The 18,592-nt window shown below is 65.6% G+C and carries 10 protein-coding genes and 2 pseudogenes; 7 read left to right on the top strand and 5 right to left on the bottom strand.

The annotated features are described in order from the left end of the window. Window positions 1-34: 34 nt before the first annotated feature. Window positions 35-3,373, bottom strand: coding sequence for an AAA domain-containing protein (locus tag P2L57_RS22765; protein ID WP_275817458.1), 3,339 nt, complete (start codon window positions 3,371-3,373; stop codon window positions 35-37). A gap of 412 nt (window positions 3,374-3,785) precedes the next feature. On the opposite strand from P2L57_RS22765, the gene P2L57_RS22760 reads away from it, so the two are divergent. Beyond that, a complete protein-coding gene (locus tag P2L57_RS22760; protein WP_275817456.1) occupies window positions 3,786-4,034 on the top strand; it encodes a hypothetical protein in 249 nt (82 codons plus the stop codon). A gap of 7 nt (window positions 4,035-4,041) precedes the next feature. Here P2L57_RS22760 and P2L57_RS22755 read toward each other — a convergent pair whose 3' ends face one another. Continuing rightward, window positions 4,042-4,422: a winged helix-turn-helix transcriptional regulator gene (locus tag P2L57_RS22755; protein WP_275817454.1), complete on the bottom strand. Its 381-nt coding sequence runs from the start codon at window positions 4,420-4,422 to the stop codon at window positions 4,042-4,044. Between the two features lie 75 nt (window positions 4,423-4,497). Between P2L57_RS22755 and P2L57_RS22750 the strand changes: the two genes are divergently transcribed. Continuing rightward, window positions 4,498-5,427, top strand: a complete 930-nt coding sequence (locus P2L57_RS22750) for an NADP-dependent oxidoreductase (RefSeq protein ID WP_275817452.1) — start codon at window positions 4,498-4,500, stop codon at window positions 5,425-5,427. A gap of 140 nt (window positions 5,428-5,567) precedes the next feature. Here P2L57_RS22750 and P2L57_RS22745 read toward each other — a convergent pair. Together P2L57_RS22745 and P2L57_RS22740 are read right to left on the bottom strand one after the other, a co-directional pair. Then, window positions 5,568-6,406, bottom strand: a pseudogene (locus P2L57_RS22745) (transposase family protein). A gap of 54 nt (window positions 6,407-6,460) precedes the next feature. Beyond that, the gene (locus P2L57_RS22740) at window positions 6,461-6,628 is read right to left on the bottom strand and encodes a hypothetical protein (protein ID WP_275817448.1); all 168 of its coding nucleotides are present in this window, start codon (window positions 6,626-6,628) and stop codon (window positions 6,461-6,463) included. Between the two features lie 1,277 nt (window positions 6,629-7,905). Between P2L57_RS22740 and P2L57_RS22735 the strand changes: the two genes are divergently transcribed. Both P2L57_RS22735 and P2L57_RS22730 read left to right on the top strand, forming a co-directional pair. Further along, entirely contained in the window at window positions 7,906-8,601 is a 696-nt protein-coding gene (locus tag P2L57_RS22735; RefSeq protein WP_275817446.1) for a SpdA protein, read from the top strand. A 394-nt stretch (window positions 8,602-8,995) separates the two neighbouring features. Then, window positions 8,996-10,912, top strand: coding sequence for an ATP-dependent nuclease (locus P2L57_RS22730; RefSeq protein WP_275817444.1), 1,917 nt, complete (start codon window positions 8,996-8,998; stop codon window positions 10,910-10,912). Window positions 10,913-10,977: 65 nt separating this feature from the next. On the opposite strand, the pseudogene P2L57_RS22725 reads toward P2L57_RS22730, so the two are convergent. Then, a pseudogene (locus tag P2L57_RS22725) lies at window positions 10,978-11,178 on the bottom strand (IS481 family transposase); the annotation flags it as partial. A 735-nt stretch (window positions 11,179-11,913) separates the two neighbouring features. Here P2L57_RS22725 and P2L57_RS22720 point away from each other — a divergent pair. Genes P2L57_RS22720 through P2L57_RS22710 form a run of 3 tightly spaced genes read left to right on the top strand, consistent with a single transcriptional unit; the run spans window position 11,914 to window position 18,592 of the window. Beyond that, window positions 11,914-15,195, top strand: a complete 3,282-nt coding sequence (locus tag P2L57_RS22720; protein WP_275817440.1) for an ATP-binding protein — start codon at window positions 11,914-11,916, stop codon at window positions 15,193-15,195. Beyond that, window positions 15,192-15,671 carry a DUF7680 family protein gene (locus P2L57_RS22715; RefSeq protein WP_275817438.1) on the top strand — a complete coding sequence of 160 codons (480 nt, stop codon included), beginning with the start codon at window positions 15,192-15,194 and terminating at the stop codon, window positions 15,669-15,671. Before P2L57_RS22720 ends, P2L57_RS22715 begins: the two co-directional genes overlap by 4 nt. Window positions 15,672-15,682: 11 nt before the next feature. Further along, the gene (locus tag P2L57_RS22710) at window positions 15,683-18,592 is read left to right on the top strand and encodes a DUF1156 domain-containing protein (RefSeq protein WP_275817436.1); all 2,910 of its coding nucleotides are present in this window, start codon (window positions 15,683-15,685) and stop codon (window positions 18,590-18,592) included.

Here is an 18,592-nt window from a genome sequence, read left to right as displayed (position 1 = left end):
AAGCGAGCCATTGCGAGGCTGCCCGGGGCGCGTCTCAACGCGTCCCGCTGAGCCGGATGTCACGGTTCCAGGCGTCGCTCCTGCCTGAGGGCCCCGTCTTGCAGACAGCGTCGTAGCAGCGCCAGAACCAGTTGCCGTTCTTGCGGCGCCGGATCTCGATGCTCGTGCCTCCGCATCTGCCGCACTTGGGCGGTCGGGAGAACACCTCGGCGTTCAGGTGCGCCATCAGCTTGCGAGCGAAATACGCACCGCGCATGGTCAGCATCACCTCCCGGGTCCAGCTCTGGGAGAGCGTGTTGAGGCTCCCGAGCATCACCGTTCGCTCGTCGATCACCACGACCTTCTGGTGCATGACGTTGATGGGAACGACCGTGTGCACCACGGCTCTCAGGTCCGCGATGAGGTCCTGATTCGCGGGCTTGCCCTGGATCTGGTCGGTGTCGTCACGGATGAAGACCGTGACCCGCACTCCGCGCCGCACCGCATCCCGCAACAGGGGAAGGATGCCGCGGACCCTGTTCGCCACCCACGGCGCCCACAGCCACAAGGATGCCCTGGCCGCACGGATCTGGTCCTCGAAGGTGCTGTAGAAGGCCAACTCGTCTTGGACGTCAGTGACTTCCACGTGCCGACTGAGCACCTCAGCGAGGGCGGAGCCGAACTCGCCGAGGTGGGGGCCGTGCGCCTGAGGCGGAGTGATCAGCTGTTTGGCCTGGAGGCGTCGTACCCCAGGTGTACCGACCATCGCGGCCAGATGGGCGAGCGCCGTACCGCGCTTCGCCCCTTCGATGCGCTGCCAGCTGCCGATGACGTACAGACGCGTCTGAACTCGGGTGACCGCGACGTTGAAAAGCCGGACTCCGTTGCGCTCCCACTCGTTGGCGTTCGGCTGACGGTGGGCGCGGGCCATCCACAGCTCGCGGCTGTCCGCTCCCTCCACCGTGTCGAAGATGACGACGGGGAACTCACGTCCCTGGAACCGGTGCGCCGTGCCGACCTCGGCCAGTGGCCTGCCTTCGGGCTCAACGTCCCGGAGGGCTTCAAGGGTGGCTTCGGTCTGCACCCCGTACGGCGTGACGATTCCAGCCTCCTCACCGCCCTCGCGGTGCAGTTCGACCAGTGCCCTGGAGATCAGCGAACCCGCCGCCCACCAGCCTTTGCGGCTGCCGGTCAGATGGGCTCGCGCCAGTTCGTGCAGCCCGTCGGTGTCGACGAGAACGATCTCGGGGTCGTTAGGCGGTCTCGGCGCCAGAACCTGGCTGCTGCCCTGCAGCACGCCTCCGTAGGCCAGTTCGTTGGCCAGCCGCATGACGGCTGGGCCGAACCGGTGCTGCTCGACCAGTGTGACGCAGGCCGGATGCCGCCCCGCGTCCTCCGGGTCCGTGATCCCGCAGTGCTGGAAGACGTCGGGGAGTAGCCAGCGCTTGACGTCCGGCCGGTCGAGGTCCTTGAGCGCCTGCGGGATCACGGCCCCGAGCTGCATGAAGTCCCCAAGCAGCACGGCGGCGCGAGCTGCCTTCCCGGTGGCGAGGATCACCTCGGGCAGCGTTGCCGCCCCTGCCTCGTCGACCAGGACGACGTCGTAGGGGCCTTCGAAGACCGCCTTGTTCGTACGGAACCTGGCCAGTGTGGTGGCAACCAGCCTGGCGCTCTTGATGATCTCACCCTGAGCGTTGCGAGCGAGCCGCTCGTACTCCTCCTGGACCTGCTGGAACTGCTTCTCCAGGTCGCTGTGCCGTTTGCTGTCGGCCGTCGCGAGTGGCCGTAGCCGCTCCGCCTTCGCGTGAAGGGCTGGCCAGCCCCTCTGCTCCGCGTGCGCTGCAACGGCGTGCGCCTCCCGGGCACGCCGTGCCGCCTGTTCACGGCTCTCGGCCTCACGTCGTACCGCGGACACCTGGCGCTCGGCGGCTTCCTTGGCGGCTCGTGCCGATGCGAGCGCCGAATCGAGTTCGCTGATCTGCTCGCGTGTATAGGGGATGTCCGCGATCAGGTCCACCAACCGCGTTTCGAGCGTGGTGTAGTGGGCGTTGGCCGTGGAGCGAGCGCTTCTTGCTTCACCGCGTTCGAGGATTGCCTGTTGTTCAGCTTCGTACAGCCGCTGGCGGAGCCCTTCGATGCCCCCTCGCGCGCGCCATCTGGCCAGGGCGCCCTTGCCTTCCAACTCCTGTAACTGCTCTCGCAGCTCCAGGCATTGGCCTTCGCTGAGCAGAGCCGCTGCGTCCTTGCCCTCTGCCGCTTTGAGGACCTGGGTCTGTTGCTTCCGGATCCCGTCGGCCTCGTCCCACCGACGACGTGCAGGATCGGCGGCTGTGACACGCGAGCGCGCCTCGTGCACGGCTGTCTCCGCCTGCTGCAGGGCCTGTATTGCACCTGCCAACAGGGCGCTCCCGTCAGCCGCCCGCGCGGTGGTGGATTCCAGGTCTTGGCCGGGAATCCGCAGGAGCTTCAGCGCCGCGAAGTATGCATCGGGGTCGAAGCCGACGAGTTCCGTGCCCAGCGCTGCTAGTTCCGCGGTGCGGGCGCGGATCGCCATCAGTTCGCCCTCGATCCCGCGGCGCCGCGCTTCGACCTCCATGAGGCGTTCACGCACCATGGCCGGGAGGGACACCTCGGGGTTGTCGGCTACCTCCCTCAGTTGTGGGGGACCGACGCGGACGATGTCACCGGGGCGGTGCCGCTTCTCCTTGACTACTCCCAGCAGTGCGTTGTCGACGGCGATGTTGGTGGCAGAGACCAGCAGCACACGGTCACCAGCTGCGATGAGGTCGCCGATGGCGCGTTTGAGGACAGTGGTCTTGCCGGTGCCCGGCGGCCCCCACACCAACTGGACGCCCTTGCCGAGACATGCCCGGTAGGCATCGCCCTGAGCAGGGTGAAAGCCGGGCGGTACGGGCATCGCCGACGACTCGCCGCCAATCATCCCCGCGGCCAGCGCACTGGCCAGTGGGGCTTCGCCCAGCCCTGCGACACCGTCACGAAGCGCCTCGATCAGGAAGGTCGGCGGCTGCTTCAGCAGCCACAGATACGGGTCCGGGATGTCGGCGAACTCGGGGACCTTCATCGTGAGCAGTGAGCCGTTCTGAACGATCTCAGAAACGGAGAACCCGCTCGCCTGGATGCTGTCCGACTCTGGCCCCGCGAGTTTCAGGCCATCGAGCTGGTCAGGACCGATGTCGAAGCCGCGCAGGTCGACCGCGTAACTACCAGGTCCACCCGAGCGGACCGCTCTCCCCAAGCGCTGCCAGCGCGCCGGCTTTCCCGCGCCCCCCTCGTTCGCGATCCATTCACCCAGCCCCGCAACGATCTCCTCACGCCATCCCAACTGCCGCCGCCCCCTGCCCGCAAACTGGTCGCTGGCTCGCACCCTACCCATCGGGCACCGTTTGGCATCCGCAGAGCGCTGTTCGGGACTGCGACCCCAGCCGCAGTTCACCGATTCCTGCCCAAGGCTCTTGGTACGAGCGCTAAAGTCCCCCCGGGGACACTTAACAGACGGACAAGATCAGCCTGTAACGGCACTGGCATCGCGGCGGGCACGTCGTGGGGACCGAACTCGCGTTTTCAGTAGGCCCATTGAGCGGTGTGCATCGTGAAGTCGCAGGTCACGGGTCTGGTGTGAATGACGAGTTGGGTACTCGTGCCGGTCGGTGCCGATGACCATGGCGTAGATCATCGGGTGGGTCCGGCTCCGGCGGGATGCCGGGTTCGGCTGCGCCCACGACCGGCCCCCGCCTACGTTCCGTCAGTAGGTCGGCACGCGGTGAGAACGCGGGAGGGCGCGGGGGATGCAGGAGCGGCAGTGGATTACCGCCTGCCGGAGCGAACTGGATGCCCTCGCCGAGGAGTTGGCCAAGAAACTCCTGGAGGTCCAGGCCGAGCGGGATGAACTGGCGGTCGCGGAGCGGGTGTTGAATCGCCTGGCCGAGCAGGCCCGGGCCGACGCCGGGGCTGTCGCTCCGGTAATCGAGAGCCTGCAGACCGAGCGCGGCGGGCCGATACCGAGTAGCGGCCGAGAGGATACTCAGAACACCTAGCGGGGGCTCAGTCGGTATGGGTGACTGGCTCGGGATCGGCGTCGATCGCATCGAGCACTGCGTCGCCGTTCGCCCTCGCCCACTCGGTCAGCATGTGGATCGGATCGATCAGCGTCGCCCCGAGCGGGGTGAGCTCGTACTCGACGCGGGGCGGCACCTCGGCGTAGGCGTGGCGGCGGACGAGTCCGTGTGCCTCGAGCCGTCGGAGCGTCTGGGTGAGCATCTTGCGGGAGATGCCGCCGATCAGCTCGATCAGCTCGCCATGGCGCACCGGGCCCTTGCTGAGGCCGTAGAGCACGACCACCGTCCACTTGTCGGCGATGAGCTCGACCGCCAGACGCGCCGGACAGTCCGCGAGAAAGGGATCACCGGGACCGAAACCGCTCATGGCGCCAAAGGTACCTGCTGGTTCCTATCGGAAACCTAGCCTGGGTTCTCTCCCCCCTTCAAAGCCAGGAGAGTCATGCGAGTCATCACCCAGCAGACGCTCGGCGGTCCCGAGGTGCTCACCATCGTGGACGCGCCCGAGCCCCAGCCCCTCCCGACCGAGGTTGTCGTCCGCGTCAAGGCGATCGGGCTGAACCCGCTGGAGGCGCGCCTGCGTTCCGGCGAGTTCCCGCTGATCGGCCGGCCGCCGTTCGTCCTCGGCTGGGACATCAGCGGCGTGGTCGAAGAGGCGCCGCAGACGTGGCGGTTCAGGCACGGCGACGAGGTGTTCGGGATGCCGCTGTTCCCTCGGGCGGCGAGCGCGTACGCCGAGGTCGTGTCGGCGCCGGCTTTGCACCTGGCACGCAAGCCGGCGTCGCTCTCGCACGTCGAGGCGTCGGCGCTGCCGATCGTCGGGCTGACGGCGTGGCAGGGCCTCGTCGACCTCGGCGGCGTGACCGAGGGCGACCGCGTCCTGGTCCACGGCGGTGGTGGCGGGGTCGGCCACGTCGCGATCCAGATCGCGAAATCGCTCGGCGCGCACGTGATCGCGACCGCCAGCGGGAGCAAGCGGAAGTTCGTCGAGGGGTTCGGCGCCGACGAGGTGATCGACTACACGGCGGCCGACTTCACCGAGGCAGTCCGCGACATCGACGTCGTGCTCGACACCATCGGCGGCGACACCGTCGAGCGGTCGCTCGAAGTGCTCCGCCCAGGCGGTCACCTGGTGACGGCGGTCGCCGAGGAGGATGCGGAGCTCACCGCCAAGTACGAGGCGGCCGGCATGCGCTTCAGCGGCATCGCGGTCGACCCCGATCCAGTCGCACTGCGAGGTCTCGTCGAACTTGTCGAACAGGGCAGGCTCCGGGTTCACGTGCAGGAGACGTTCCCGTTCGAGCGCGTCGCCGACGCGCACCGGCTGCTCGACGCCGGTCACCTCCAGGGCAAGCTCGTCCTCACCGTCTGATCCCGTCGTGGGACCTCGCGTGAGCGAGGCCCCAATGAGACCCGTGCGTAATGAAAACTGCACGTCAGACGGCTTGGTGTGGGTAGGCGTCAGGAAGCTCGGGCAGGTCCGGAGCGGTAGTCCACCGACTCGATCATTCGTCAGCGGGCCACCTGCCGGTTCGTAAGCACCAGCAGGGCCCGCACCAGCGTGGTCGCCCACCTCGGATCCGTGCGGACCTTGCCGAGAACTCTCCAGTTCTTCAGATGGGCGAAGCCGTGCTCAACCGGGGCCCGCACCGCGGCCAGTGCCTTGTTGGACAGCTTCTGGCCGCGGGTCAGGGGTCGGTTCCGGGCCGCCTTGTAGCCGGTGATCACCGCTGGGTCGGCGTCAGGAGGACCGTCGTCGAGGCCGATGAACCCCAGGTCGGCGATGGCGCCGAGCCCGGCGGCCCGCAGGTGGGCGGTGAGCTTGTCGTGTCGGCAGGCGGTGATCTCGGATGTGCGTCCGGGCCGAACCGCGGAGATCCATACCAGTCGACCGCGGTCGTCGGTGAGCGCGATCACGAGCAGGCCATGGCATTTGTGTTTGCCCGAGTAGTTCGGCCGGTTGTCCGCTCCGGTGGACGGCGGGTGCGTATGAGGGAGCCGTCCAGCAGGACCACGCCGCCGCCCTTTCGGGTGATCTTCCCCAACGCGCGGTCCAGGCGCGGGGCTCGGGTGGCCAGCAGGCCGACGACTTCGCGCACCCACCGGCTCACGGTGGTGCGGTGCACCCCGTTCCCGTCGGCCAGATCGCCGGGCCGCTGGTCGCAGCGCAGCACCGTCAGCACGATGCGGGCGATCTTCCCCGCGGGCAGCGCCCGCCACCGCGAGCCGATCTTCTTCAGGCGACCGCGCATCAGGTCCGCAATATAGTTCAAGGTCGCGCTCGACAGCGGCAGGCGGGCAGTGTAAACAAGGCCGTCAGGGCCCTCGGCGAGACCGTTGTTTTCCTTCACACCCCAACTCAACTGCCGTCGGAGGACCGTCAGTTACGGGCACAGCCCGCGCGACTACGGGCGTGCCGTGAACCGCCCGTCGCCCCGCTTGTGCAGCCAGCCGCGGTCGGCGAGCTTGGTTATCTTCGCCCGCAAAGGTTCCAGCTTGCCGCGCACCGAGGCGTCCAGACCCGGCCGCTCGCCGACCGCCCTGACCCGCACCGGGCCCTCGGCCTCCCGCACGATCGCCTGGATCTTGCGGTAGTCGCCGGGCAGCGCGCCCTCGTCATCCGCGTCGCTGCGGTGGAAGTTCCTTCGGCGTCGCCTCGCAGCGGTTCAGCTGCGGCGCGCGGCGCCAGTGACCAAGCGAGAAGGCTGCCTTTGGCAAGAGGTCCTCACCTTCAGTTGACTGGTCGGGGGGTATCAGCTCCGTGGGGGGATGATGTCTCTCTCGCCGGGGCCAGATCTTTACGCAGGCATCAACCGGGATGACCTTACAAGCCCAGCCAGTTCCTCACCTTCAGGCTGGGCCACCCAGATGGTCAGATCGCCCGCTGCTGCTCACTGTTGGCGCGCCTACGGCAGGCGAACTTTGGAAGGGCGTCGCCACGCCCTGGAGTGGCTGACCGACGAGAAGCTCCCGGCTGGCCATCACCGTCGGTCACGTCACCCGGTGTACCAGCGTGACCGATGACCTCACCGATGGGTTCTGGGTCATCCGTATGTGTCGCCTGCGCCTTGATTTCCAGTAGGGGGGTGGCTCTTGCGAGAGCCTGTGGTACGTGGGTACTGAACACGTCGCCAGCGAATCCGAGGACGTTGCGGCCGATGCTTCCGGAAGGCGTCCGCTGGCCTTCAGATTTGAGATCTGCGTGATCGAGGCTCAGAAAGATAGGGCAGAAGCGGAGGCGTTGGCTCTGCAGCAGGCCGCTGCGATGCGCGATGTGCTGACCTGGGTCGCCGAGCATTCGGGGCGGGCGGCTGTGCCAGAGCCGAGCGCCGGGAACGAGGCCAGTCCGGCATCCGGAGAAGCTGACTCACACGGGTCGGACCCCCATCCGCGGGACGACGAACCCGTATGAGCAGGGTTGACCGCAGAGCGTGACGAGGCGCTAGCTCCAGTTACCCCCTATGACTCGAACCTGCGGCGGTGGCAGAAGGGCGGATCCACCGTTGCTGCGCGCGCTCACCTGCGGTAATGCACCCCAAGGCGGATTGATCTTCAAATCGCACCATGCGGTTCATCGCACCTGTCGGTAAGGGCACCGGTAGGGCAGATGGCCGCCCTGACCTGCGAAAACACGGTCAGTGATCGGAGTGCCCCCGGCGGGACTACATGCAGAAGGATGCGGGGCTGACCTGCGCTTTCCTCCCGGGCGGCTCGTTGTTGAGGGGCAGTTCCACCCCGCGGCACGGGATGGGGGCCTGTGATGCCAGCTTCCAGGAAGGATACGGCCACTATCCGTGACACTGGTGCGGCGTTCGAGCAGACAATCACTCTACGCATCGTTACAGCGATCATGGGCGCGGTGGTAGGGCTCACGTTCTTGTTCGGGTTTGGGAATGTGTGGCTGCTTGCGCTGCGGCTAGGGGTGCCCACTCTGGTCGCTCCGTTGGTGGCCCCGGCCGTGGACCTGTCGGTTCTTGGGCTGTTGTTGGGGACTCGATACATGGCGCTTCACGGAGCGAGCCGCGAGCAACTCCGTCCCGCGCGTCGGCTCCTGGTCTTCTCCAGCGTGATGACGTTGGCGTTGAACGTGGCGGATCCGCTGATCACCGACCAGGTAGGCAAGGCCGCCTTCGATGCGGTTGGGCCCCTGCTGCTGATCGGATGGGCCGAGGTAGGCCCCGGCCTGCTGCAAGCCATCGGTGGGGTCCATGCAGTGGCGCCGACTCTGCCTCCCGATCCAGCCGTTAAGCAAGACCCGGCTAACGAAGCGCCGAGCCCAGCCGAGGAAAGCGGCCCGAACGCCAACGGCTCTGGCTCGCCTCCTCAACAAGACCGCGAGTCCCTCGATAGGAAACGTGTCCCGGAAGGTGATCTCCTTGAGTCGGCCCGTAGAGAAGACGCTTGGCACTGGGAGGCCTATCAACGCCCCATCTCGGCCGAGACGCTGCGCAAACGACTCCACATCGGAGCTGCTAGGTCCCGGATGCTGGTGGCCATGATGCGCGCGGACAGCCGTTCTCGCCGATCGCGCTCGGGTGGAGCATGAGATTCAGGCGTTCACACAGGTCAGATCACGGGGCCGGATTGCGTCCGGTCGCAGACACACTGCACCTCCGTGTCCAGCACGCAGCGCAGGTGCTCGAGCTGTTAGGTGGTCGCCGGGCCGCCTTCGACGAGCACCACGTCGCGCCATATGTCGTGTGTCATGCGTCCTGAGCTCACACTTGGGCTGTCACCGGGTAGGCGCGAACGGTCCAGATCGGAACAAATGGCCGAATGTCGAACACCAGGACGTACACGCACGAGCGTCATGCCGGATATGCCCGGGGCTAGCTTCATCCAGAAGTAAAACAACTGAGGGGACGTCACCTGCGTCGCTAGCATCACGCCTGTGTCCCCGGGCTCAATCAGCCCATCCGCATCATGCCTTCAGGACGACCGTGAAGATCAGCCGAGTACGTATCGAGAACTTCTGCTGCCTGCACCAGGTGGACATTGCATTCGAGGAGATAACCTCCTTCATCGGCCCCACTGGCGTCGGTAAGTCCACCGTGCTACGAGCACTGGACTGGTTCTTCAACGGTGAAAAAGAGGTCGGGCTGAGCACGGACGATGTCCATTCGGCCGCGGACGGCGAGCGCATCACCGTGGAGGTGGAGTTCGACGGGATCACCTCTCACGACCGCGAGGTACTGGGGCGTTATGCACCGGAGGGAGCGGAGACTGTCAGCATCTGGCGGACATGGGAGTACGGCGCCGACAAGATCACTGGCAAGGCCCTCGCTTACGCGCCGTTCGAGGAGGTACGTCGCCACACCAAGGCGATGGACAAGCGGAGGGCCTACAACGCCCTTCGGGAATGTGACCCTGGTCTTGGTCTCCCGACGGTAGGCTCTGCGGACGCCGTGGATGAGGCAATGCGGACCTGGGAGCTAGCCAACCGCGACAAGCTCACCGAGTCGCAAGTTGACGACACTCACTTCTTCGGCTTCGCCGGACAGAGTCAGCTGGCCAAACTGATCGACTTCGTCTTCATATCCGCCGATCTGCGCGCGTACGAGGAGGCCGACGACCGCAAGGCCACTGCCATCGGCCGGATTCTCGACCACGCTGTGGACCGGTCCCAAGCGAACGAGCACCTCGGGGAGATCGAGGAGAACGCTCACCAGGCGCGCCAGGACGTGCATACCAAGGTATACGGGCCCATGCTCGACGACATCTCGGCTGCGCTATCGAACGAGGTTGCCAAGTTCACTACCGGACGCCAGGTGGTTGTGACGCCCGTGGTTCAGGCACCGAAGCCCTCCCGGACGATGTTTCAGGTGAGTATTAGAGATGGGGCCGCCGAAACCTCAGTGTATCGACAGGGCCACGGCTTCCAACGCGCGTTAATCATTGCGGCGTTGAAGCTCCTTGCGGAGCGCAGAAGGCCGCAAGGTGGCACCCGGACGCTCTGCCTCGCCATTGAGGAGCCCGAGCTGTTCCAGCATCCTCCGCAGGCGAGGACATTCGCTGAGGTGCTCCGCAGCCTCGTGGCTTCGTCGTCTCAAGGGCGAACCCAGGTGATGTACGCAACGCACAACCCGGTTTTCATTGATCCGCGGAACTACCACCAGATCCGTCGGCTTAGCCGCGAGGGGGGCGAGGAGCACCCCGTCACCCGTGTCCTACAGGTGTCCGAGATCGAGCTGTGCCAGTCGCTCTCCGGTCTGGTGAAGGAGGAGTCGGTACAGCGATACGCGGGCGCGCGATGTTCCGGTCCGCTTGCAGAGGGCTTTTTCTCTCATGCCGTCGTGCTGGTCGAGGGTTTCACTGAGGAGGCAGTTCTGCTCGGCAGTGCGGAGCGGCAGCGCATCAGCCTTGGCGCGCAGGGTATCTCGGTGATCAACGCGGAGGGCAAAGACAACATCCTGCTCTGCCATGCCATCCTCACTGCGCTCGGTGTGCCCTGTTACGTCGTCTTCGATGGGGATGCCGAGATGGAGGAGCGGAAGCGGGAATCGGTGCGGAACATGGCGCAGGAAGACCGGCATAAGAAGGAACTGGAGTTTGAGCGCCAAGCCGGGAAGAACGCGGAGAAGAACGCCGACCTGCTGGGATATCTCGGCGCCTCGGTAAATCCATGGCCCCCAACCGTCGCCGAAGCCACGTACGCCGTCTTCCACGACAACTTGGAGACCTACCTCGGCGCCAAGTGGCCGGCCTGGAGTCAACGACGCCAAGAGCTGATCGCCTCGGGAGACGGTTTCGCCAAGAAGGACTCGTCGACCTATCGAGAGGCAACCGTGACAGCAGCTTCCGAGCCACCGTTTCACCTGCTGGCCATCCTGGAAAACGTGCAGAAGCTGGTCAGATGAGCTCTGCGGAGCCGGCCGAAGGCGAGGCTCTCGGGTTGGCCATCGCCAATTGTCGGTGTGAGGTCTCAGGACTTCCCTGACGGTTTGTCGTCAGGAGATCCTTGACGGTCCTTCTGGGGGCCCATGCCTTTGACGTAGAGCCTGGTGATCGGCCCGAGGTTCTTGCGGGGCCTGACAGCGAGTTCGTCCTCCCCGTGCAGGATCCGGTAGTGGGTGTCCTCGATGACGACGGTGACGATCTTTCCCGCATGCCGCGGGCCGAGCTTGCTCCAAGCCATCAACGGACTTCAAGCGGGAGAGCCGAATCCGGCCGTACGTCCCGTTGTTGAGCAACGAACTGACCGAGGCGGCACCGCGCCATGCGATCGGAGGCGACCCAGGGGCCAGCCATTCGGGCTCGTCTTCCGAGGAGCCCGCCGACCAGCCCAAGGAAGACGATCTCCTTGGGCACGCCCGTCGAGAAGATGCTTGGCACTGGGAGACCTATCAGCGGCCCATCTCGGCTGAGACGCTGCGCAAGCGACTCCTCATCGGGGGGGGCTGTCCGATCTCGGGATTTGGTGGCCATCGTGCATGCGGAGGGCAGTGCTCGCCGACCCCTTCGGTAGGATCGAGCCTGCGCACACAGCTCCGGAAGCCGTCGGTGTCTCCGCTGTTCTAGTAGTTCACAGGCCTTCCAACTGCCGCGGGCGCCTTGCTTGTTCACGGATGGTCCGCGTCGCCCTGCAATGAGCCTGACGCCAGCCGCTCCGGTGCGTTCGGGTCGGTGACCCGCGCACTCGGATGCCCGGGATGGACCCCTGGACGCTTCCCGCTCGTCGTGCGCTGCGAGCGTGGCGGACGGCTTACGGAACAGGAAGGCTGAGGAAGGCGGCCTCGACAAGTTCGAGGAGTCCTACGCCAGACGTCGCTCAACTCCGCGTAATTATTGGTAACTTGACCATCACACGATATGCAGGAGGGGCGACGCCGCGCGCACGGCGTCTGGGGGCAGGAGAGGCATGGCAGCGTCGAGCCTGGTGGCTCTGAGGAACGTGTGTGTCCCGCGGCGGGACGTGCTCGAAGGCGGGTTGGCGGACAATCACTTCGCAGCACAACTGGACAAGGTGGTCCGCGACGCGGAGCACTATCCGGTGTATGGCGACGCGGAAGCATTCTTCGCGCAGACCTACCCCACGAGCGGCCTGAAGAAGCTGCTCACCAAGACATTCGGCCGCCTGAGCGGAGCGAAGGGTGTCGCGGGGGAGAACGGCGTGCTTCGCCCGACGACCTCGTTCGGTGGCGGTAAGACCCACGGCCTGACTGCTGTCTACCACCTCGCCAAGGGTGCCCGGCCATCCACCATCCCCGAGTTCCTTGACCCAAGCCTGCTTCCTGACGGCCCGGTCCAGGTTGCGGCCTTGGTCGGCGACGTCCTTGACCCCGCTGTGGGCATCGAAACCAACGGCCGTCGCACCTACACGATATGGGGTGAGATGGCCGCCCAAATCGGCGATGACGCGTTCGCAGCCATGGAGGCGAACGACACCCAACGCACCGTTCCGGGCACCGCCACAATCAAGGCCGCCTTCCGTGGCAACCCGACGGTCGTGATCGTCGACGAGATCTCCAAACATCTGCGTGTACTGACCTCCTCCGGCAGCGAGGACATACGCCGCATGGCCGGCGCGATACCCGCCTTCCTCGGCAACCTCTTCGAGGTTGCCTCCGACCCGACCAACAGGGTCTCGGTCATCATCACCCTGGCCGCGACCACCAACGCGTTTGGTGCAGAGACCACCGAGATCAGCGAGCTGATCGGTGAGGAGAAGGAGAAGGTCGACGCCGCCAACGCCGCCTTGGTCAAAGCCGCCCAGGAGACCGGCGAGGTCCTGACCCGCGCCGTGCGGCCGAGCGCGGTGATCACGCCGGCCGATGACAACGAGATCGGAGAAATCCTTAAGAAGCGCCTTTTCGCCTCAGTCGACGAGGATGCCGCCAGGGCGGCCGGGGAGGCATACAGGGACTTCTACGAACAGCTCGCCAAGACCGAGCAGCTCGCTGGCGGCGCCGAGCACCCGGCTTCCTATGGCGACTTGGTCACTAAGACCTACCCGTTCCACCCCGAGCTGGTCCGCGTCCTCGACAAGCGTCTGGGCAACATAACCGATTTCCAGCGCGCCCGCGGCGCCTTGAAGCTCCTGGCTGAGGTCGTGGCCAACATCTACGCCACCAACGCGGATACAGCAATCATCAACGTCGGTGACATCGACTACTCCAACGAGCCGGTCCTCAATCACCTCACCGACGGCCTCGGCCGTGCCGAGTACGCGAGCGTGGCCAAGGGCGACTTTGCCTCCAAGGCTTCCCATGCGGCTGTCGTCGACGCCGATGTCTTCCCTGGCAAGCCTGCCTATGTCACCCGCGTGGCCCGCACCGTGTTTACCCACTCCTTGGAAATGGTCTCCACGGCAGGGGCGGGCCGCAACGACTGGCTGGTCGGCACCCTGCGCCCCGGCGAGGACGCCACCATCTTCGAGAAGGCGCTCACCGAGTCGGAGAAGGTCTTCTGGCACCTGTCGTACGACGGAGCTCGCTGGCGCTTCAACATCGAGCCCAACGTCAACGCCATCATCGAGACCGAGAAGCGCAACGTCGCCAACACCGCGGTTGCCGCGGAAGTCGACAGTCTCATACAGAAGGCATTTGCCAACGACGGCGGCGTCACCGCGATCCATTTCCCGTCAGGCCCTGCCGAGATCCCAGACAAGGACGCGCTGCGCGTGGTCGTGCTCGACCACGATGTCGTGACAGTTGACCAGGGCCACGCCGACCAGCCGCCGGCACAGATCGTGGAGATGCTCGACAAGGTCGGCTCGGCCGGCGCGCCGCGCAAGTACCGCAACTCCCTGGTTTTCGCCCTGTCCGACGCCGAGCAGGTCCACGTGCTTAAGGACCGCGCACGTGCCCTGATCGCCTCCAGCAACCTCGCCGCCGACACTCACCGGCTGGGTCAGTTCAGCGAGGAGGTCCGCAAGAAGGTCGAGGCCTACGACAAGGAGGCCCGCCTCCAGGCACGCATCGCGGTCACCCGGTGCTTCAAGCATATCTACTACCCGGCTGACGAGAAGGCCACCGGCTACCTGCGCCACCGCGAGCTTCCCGCCCAGGCCCAGGGCGATCCGAAGAATGCCACCTCTGCAGTCATCACGCTGCTGACCGACGAGGAGAAGATCCGTACCAGCCCGTTCACCGCATCCTTCCTGCGTAACCGAACTTGGGCCAACAAGGAGGCCACGAGCACTGCCGCGATCGCCGCCTACTTCTGGTCCGATCACAAGGTCTCCATCGTCCGCAACACCTCCCTGCTGCGTGACGCGATCGTCAACGGCGTCAACCACGACGGCTGGGTCTACTACGACTCGGCCAGCGGCAAGGCCTACACGGCCAACAACCAGGCCGGCATGTCGATCACCTTCAGCGCCGACACCGAGGTCATGACCATGGCCGAGGCACAGAAGCGCGGCCTGCTGGCCCGCAAACCCACCCAGACCGACCTCCGCTCGGTGCTCACCAGCGACCGGTTCACTGGTGCCGACCTCCGCGCCCGCCTTGAGGCAGCCTCTGGCGGCGAGCCCTCCAAGACCGATGTCCTCGACCTGCTGGCCACCGCCGTCCAGTCCAGCGAGTACAGCTGGTTCATCGTCACCGACACCGAGCCTGCCGCTGGCGTCCGGGCGCTCTCACCCTCGGCGATAAAGGACAAGGGCCTCGACACTCTTCACATCCTGCCTCGCGAGATCGCCGATGAGATCGGCGTCGAGGTCCCCACTCGCACGGCCACCTCCAAGACCTTCACGGCGAACGGCCCCGGCGGCGCAGCCATGCAGACCCTGCTCGATGCCGTATCCGACTACGCGATCCGCGCCATCTCGACCCTCACTTTGAAGGTGAGCGCGGATGCCGCGTCAGGCACGAGCGACATCGACCTCGCCGTCGCCTCACTCGGCATGCTGCAGAAGCAGACCATCATGGTCCGCTCCACCATCCGCGCCGAATACAAGGGCCTCACCGGAGGCGGCATCCAGTTCCAGGGCACCGCCGAGCGCGCCGACTTCCAGATGGCCTACGGCCACGCTAAGAAAGCACTCACCGCCGCCACCAAGGTCGTTGGCGACGTCACCCTTACCTTCCGGTTTGAACCGGCACTCGACGTCGACGACCCACAGTTCGCCCAGATCCATGACGTCATCAAGAAGCTCGGCATGAAGAGCACGACGATGACCGCCGAGGTGACCAAGTGACCAGTCCCCAGCGCGCGATGACCGTTCAGAGCCGACGGCTTGCTGCCGTCAACGGCGTCCGCGGTTTCCGTCTCATCGTGAAGCCTGGCCGCGGCGAGACGTACGGCCTCACCATCGAGGAGACGTACGGCGAGGTCGGCTCTGTCCTTGCTACCGCGGTCGTCACCGTCACCCCACAGCAGACAGGCCGCGTCATCGACGCCCTCTTCGCCGCCATTCGGCGATCGGGCTACCAGCCCAGCGTGCTGACCTTCACCCGCAAGGCACCCATCCGGCTTGCCGAACCCGACGGCGTACGCCTGACTCTGATCCTGCTCGCCACCCAGCCCATCGCCAAGCGCGAGCGCGTCCGCGCACTCGTCGCTGGCATCAACGCCATGAGCACCGAGGAGACCTACTACTGGTACTCCAAGTGCATTGGTGTCGACGCCAATCGCGCCCGCAAGGCCCTCCGCACCCTCCTTTCTGACGACTGAAAGAGCCACCCATGAGCACCAAACCACGTGTCCTCATCGAGGACTGGCTCCCCGTCGCTGAGCTCGGCATCGAATCCCGTCGGGAACGCGGCGCCGCCTCCGCGCTCCCACCGCTCTCCTTCCTCCACATCTGGTGGGCCCGCCGTCCCCTCGTTGCCTCCGCGGCCGTCGCCCTCGCCGGCGTCCTGCCTGCCTGGACCGAGGAGCTCGCAAAGGCGTATCCCGACGCCGTCGAACTCCAAGACGAGGCCACCTACCACCGCTGGCTCCTTCGCCTCATCGGCATCTGGGGTGACCCGATCATCGCCCGTCGCATGTACGACGTTGCGGTCGCGACAGGCCAGCGGATCCCCAACCCTTACACCTACAAGCAAGCCTTCCGGAACGCGATCCCGCGCGCGGACATCGACTTGCTCCATGCAGTGCTGACGCACACATGGGGCGAGCTGCCAGTAATCGCAGACCCGACAGCGGGTGGCGGTTCAATTCCGTGGGCCGCCAGCCGACTCGGGCTTCCGGTTATTGCCAACGACCTCAACGGTGTGGCCGCGAGCGTGCTCAAAGCAGGCGTCGAGATCCCTGCGACCCACGGACTCGACCTCCTTCCGGAACTTAAGAAGTGGGGTGGCATCCTCGTCAAGCGCATCGAGGAGCGCCTCAAGGAGTACTTTCCAAGCCGCAAGGCTGAGACAGTCGCAACTTACCTGTACGCCAACGCCATCCCCTGCCCTCGTACCGGCCGCCTCGTACCGCTCCTGACCGACAAGTGGCTCCGCAAGACCGCAGGAAAAGAAGCCGCCGTCCGGATGCTTACCGAGTTCGATGGCGTCGAGCTCTCAGAGCCGATCTTCGAGGTCGCTCTCGGCGAGGACGTCGACAACATCGATGCTTCCACCGGTACCACCGCCCGGGGCAAGGCCATCTCGCCCTACGACAACCTCGTCATCGACGGCAACTACGTTAAGCAGGCCGCCCAGGCCGGCCAGATGAAGCAGGTCCTCTACGCCGTCGCCATCCGAAAGCCCTCGGGCGAACGCACCTTCCGCGCCCCCACCCCGACCGACCTCGACGCTATCGCCGCCGCTGAGGCGAAGCTTGAGGAGATGAAGGCGCTGTGGCAGGCGAAGGACATTTTGCCTTCCGAAGAGATCCCGGTAGAGGCCAACTATGACCGCGGTCACCGTATGTACGGCATCAACACCTGGCTCGACTTCTTCACGCCGCGCCAAGCCTTGACACACGGGACCTTCGGCGAAGAGTTTGCACGCATCGTGCCTGAGGTCCAGGAAGCGCTCGGAGAGTCGGCGGACGCCGCCCTCTTCCAGCTTGCCCTGATGCAGGGCAAGGCACTCAACTGGAACTCCCGGGCCTCGACCTGGGACGTATCGCGCCAGAAGATGCGTAGCGTCTTCGAGAAGCACAACTTCTCCTTCAAGTGGACGTTCGCCGAGTTCGAAGGTGCCACCGCGCTCTACTCCTGGGCACTGGACCAACTGCTAGACGCCTACGGCGGCATCGCCCGGTTGCTCGACGAGACCGGCGCATCTGACAGCGACCTTGAAGACCGGCTGAGGAGGAAAGTATCCATCCTGCAGGGAAGCGCCGCGAGCCTCGACCTTGAGGACGGCTCAGTAGTCCACATTTGCATGGACCCGCCGTACTACGACAACGTCATGTACGCCGAGTTGGCCGACTACTTCTACGTCTGGGAGAAGCGTACCCTTGGGCGCCTCATCCCCGGCTATTTCCGCGACGACCTGACCGACAAGCAGAACGAGGCCGTGGCCAACCCGGCGCGCTTCGCGGCGATGGGAAAGCGCCGGAAGGAACTTGCTGACCTCGATTACGAGACGAAGATGACCAGCATCTTCGAGGAGTCGCGTCGTGTGCTCTCCGATGACGGCATCCTCTCGGTGATGTTTACCCACAAGCGAGCTGAGGCGTGGGACACCCTTGGGATGGGCCTGATGCAGGCTGGCTTCACGATCGAAACATCCTGGCCAGTCAACACCGAGTCAGAGGTTTCATTGCACCAGGCCAATGTGAACTCCGCGGCGTCCACAATCATGCTGGTCTGTCGCAAGCGCGACGATCGAGACGGCGACATCAAAGTCTATCTCGATGACATCGAACAGGATATTCGACGTGCAGCCCGCGATGCGGCAACCCGGTTCCAGCATGCCGGTATCGAGGGCGTCGACCTGATGCTGTCGACGTACGGCCCGACGCTCTCGATGATCTCGCAGAGCTGGCCCGTCTATTCCTCGACCCCGGACAAGGATGGCCGCGACAAGTTGCTACGACCCGAGGAGGCCCTCGCCCTGGCACGCGAGGAGATCGTGGACCTGCGCCGCTCCCGACTGGTCGGGAAGGCGGCGAAGGTCGACACACTAACCGACTTCGTGCTGCTGGCCTGGGACACCTTCGCTGCCCGCGAGTTCCCCTTCGACACTGCCCGCCTCTTGGCACTCGCCGTCGGCGGGCTCGACGTCGACGAGCTCGAGGGGGCCAAAGTGGTCTCCAAGTCCTCGGGCAAGGTCATCCTGCTCATTCCGAGCGAGCGGGTGCGGCGCGGTGGCGACTCCCACGCCCCCGGCGTACGGCCCGAGGCTGCCTCGTTCGACTACATCATCGACGCGGTCGACACGACCCTGTACATCGCCGAGCACGATGGAATGCCGGCGGCGAAGCGATTCCTCGACAAGCACGGCTACATCAACGACGCTGGGTTCATCTCCACCCTGCAGGGCCTGGTGAACGCGATGCCGCGCACCAAGGTCAAGGGAGAGTGGGTCGTGCCCGAGGCCGGGCGCCTTGACACCCTGTGCACGCTCTACTTCCCCGATGTGACCCTGCCGGAGGCCACCGACGTGGCCACGCTGGTCGAGGACAAGCCCGACGCGCTCTTCGAAATGGAGTGA

Source organism: Streptantibioticus ferralitis (assembly GCF_029223525.1).
In the GTDB taxonomy this organism is placed as follows: domain Bacteria; phylum Actinomycetota; class Actinomycetes; order Streptomycetales; family Streptomycetaceae; genus Streptantibioticus_A; species Streptantibioticus_A ferralitis.
This window is presented reverse-complemented; position numbering and strand designations above follow the sequence as displayed.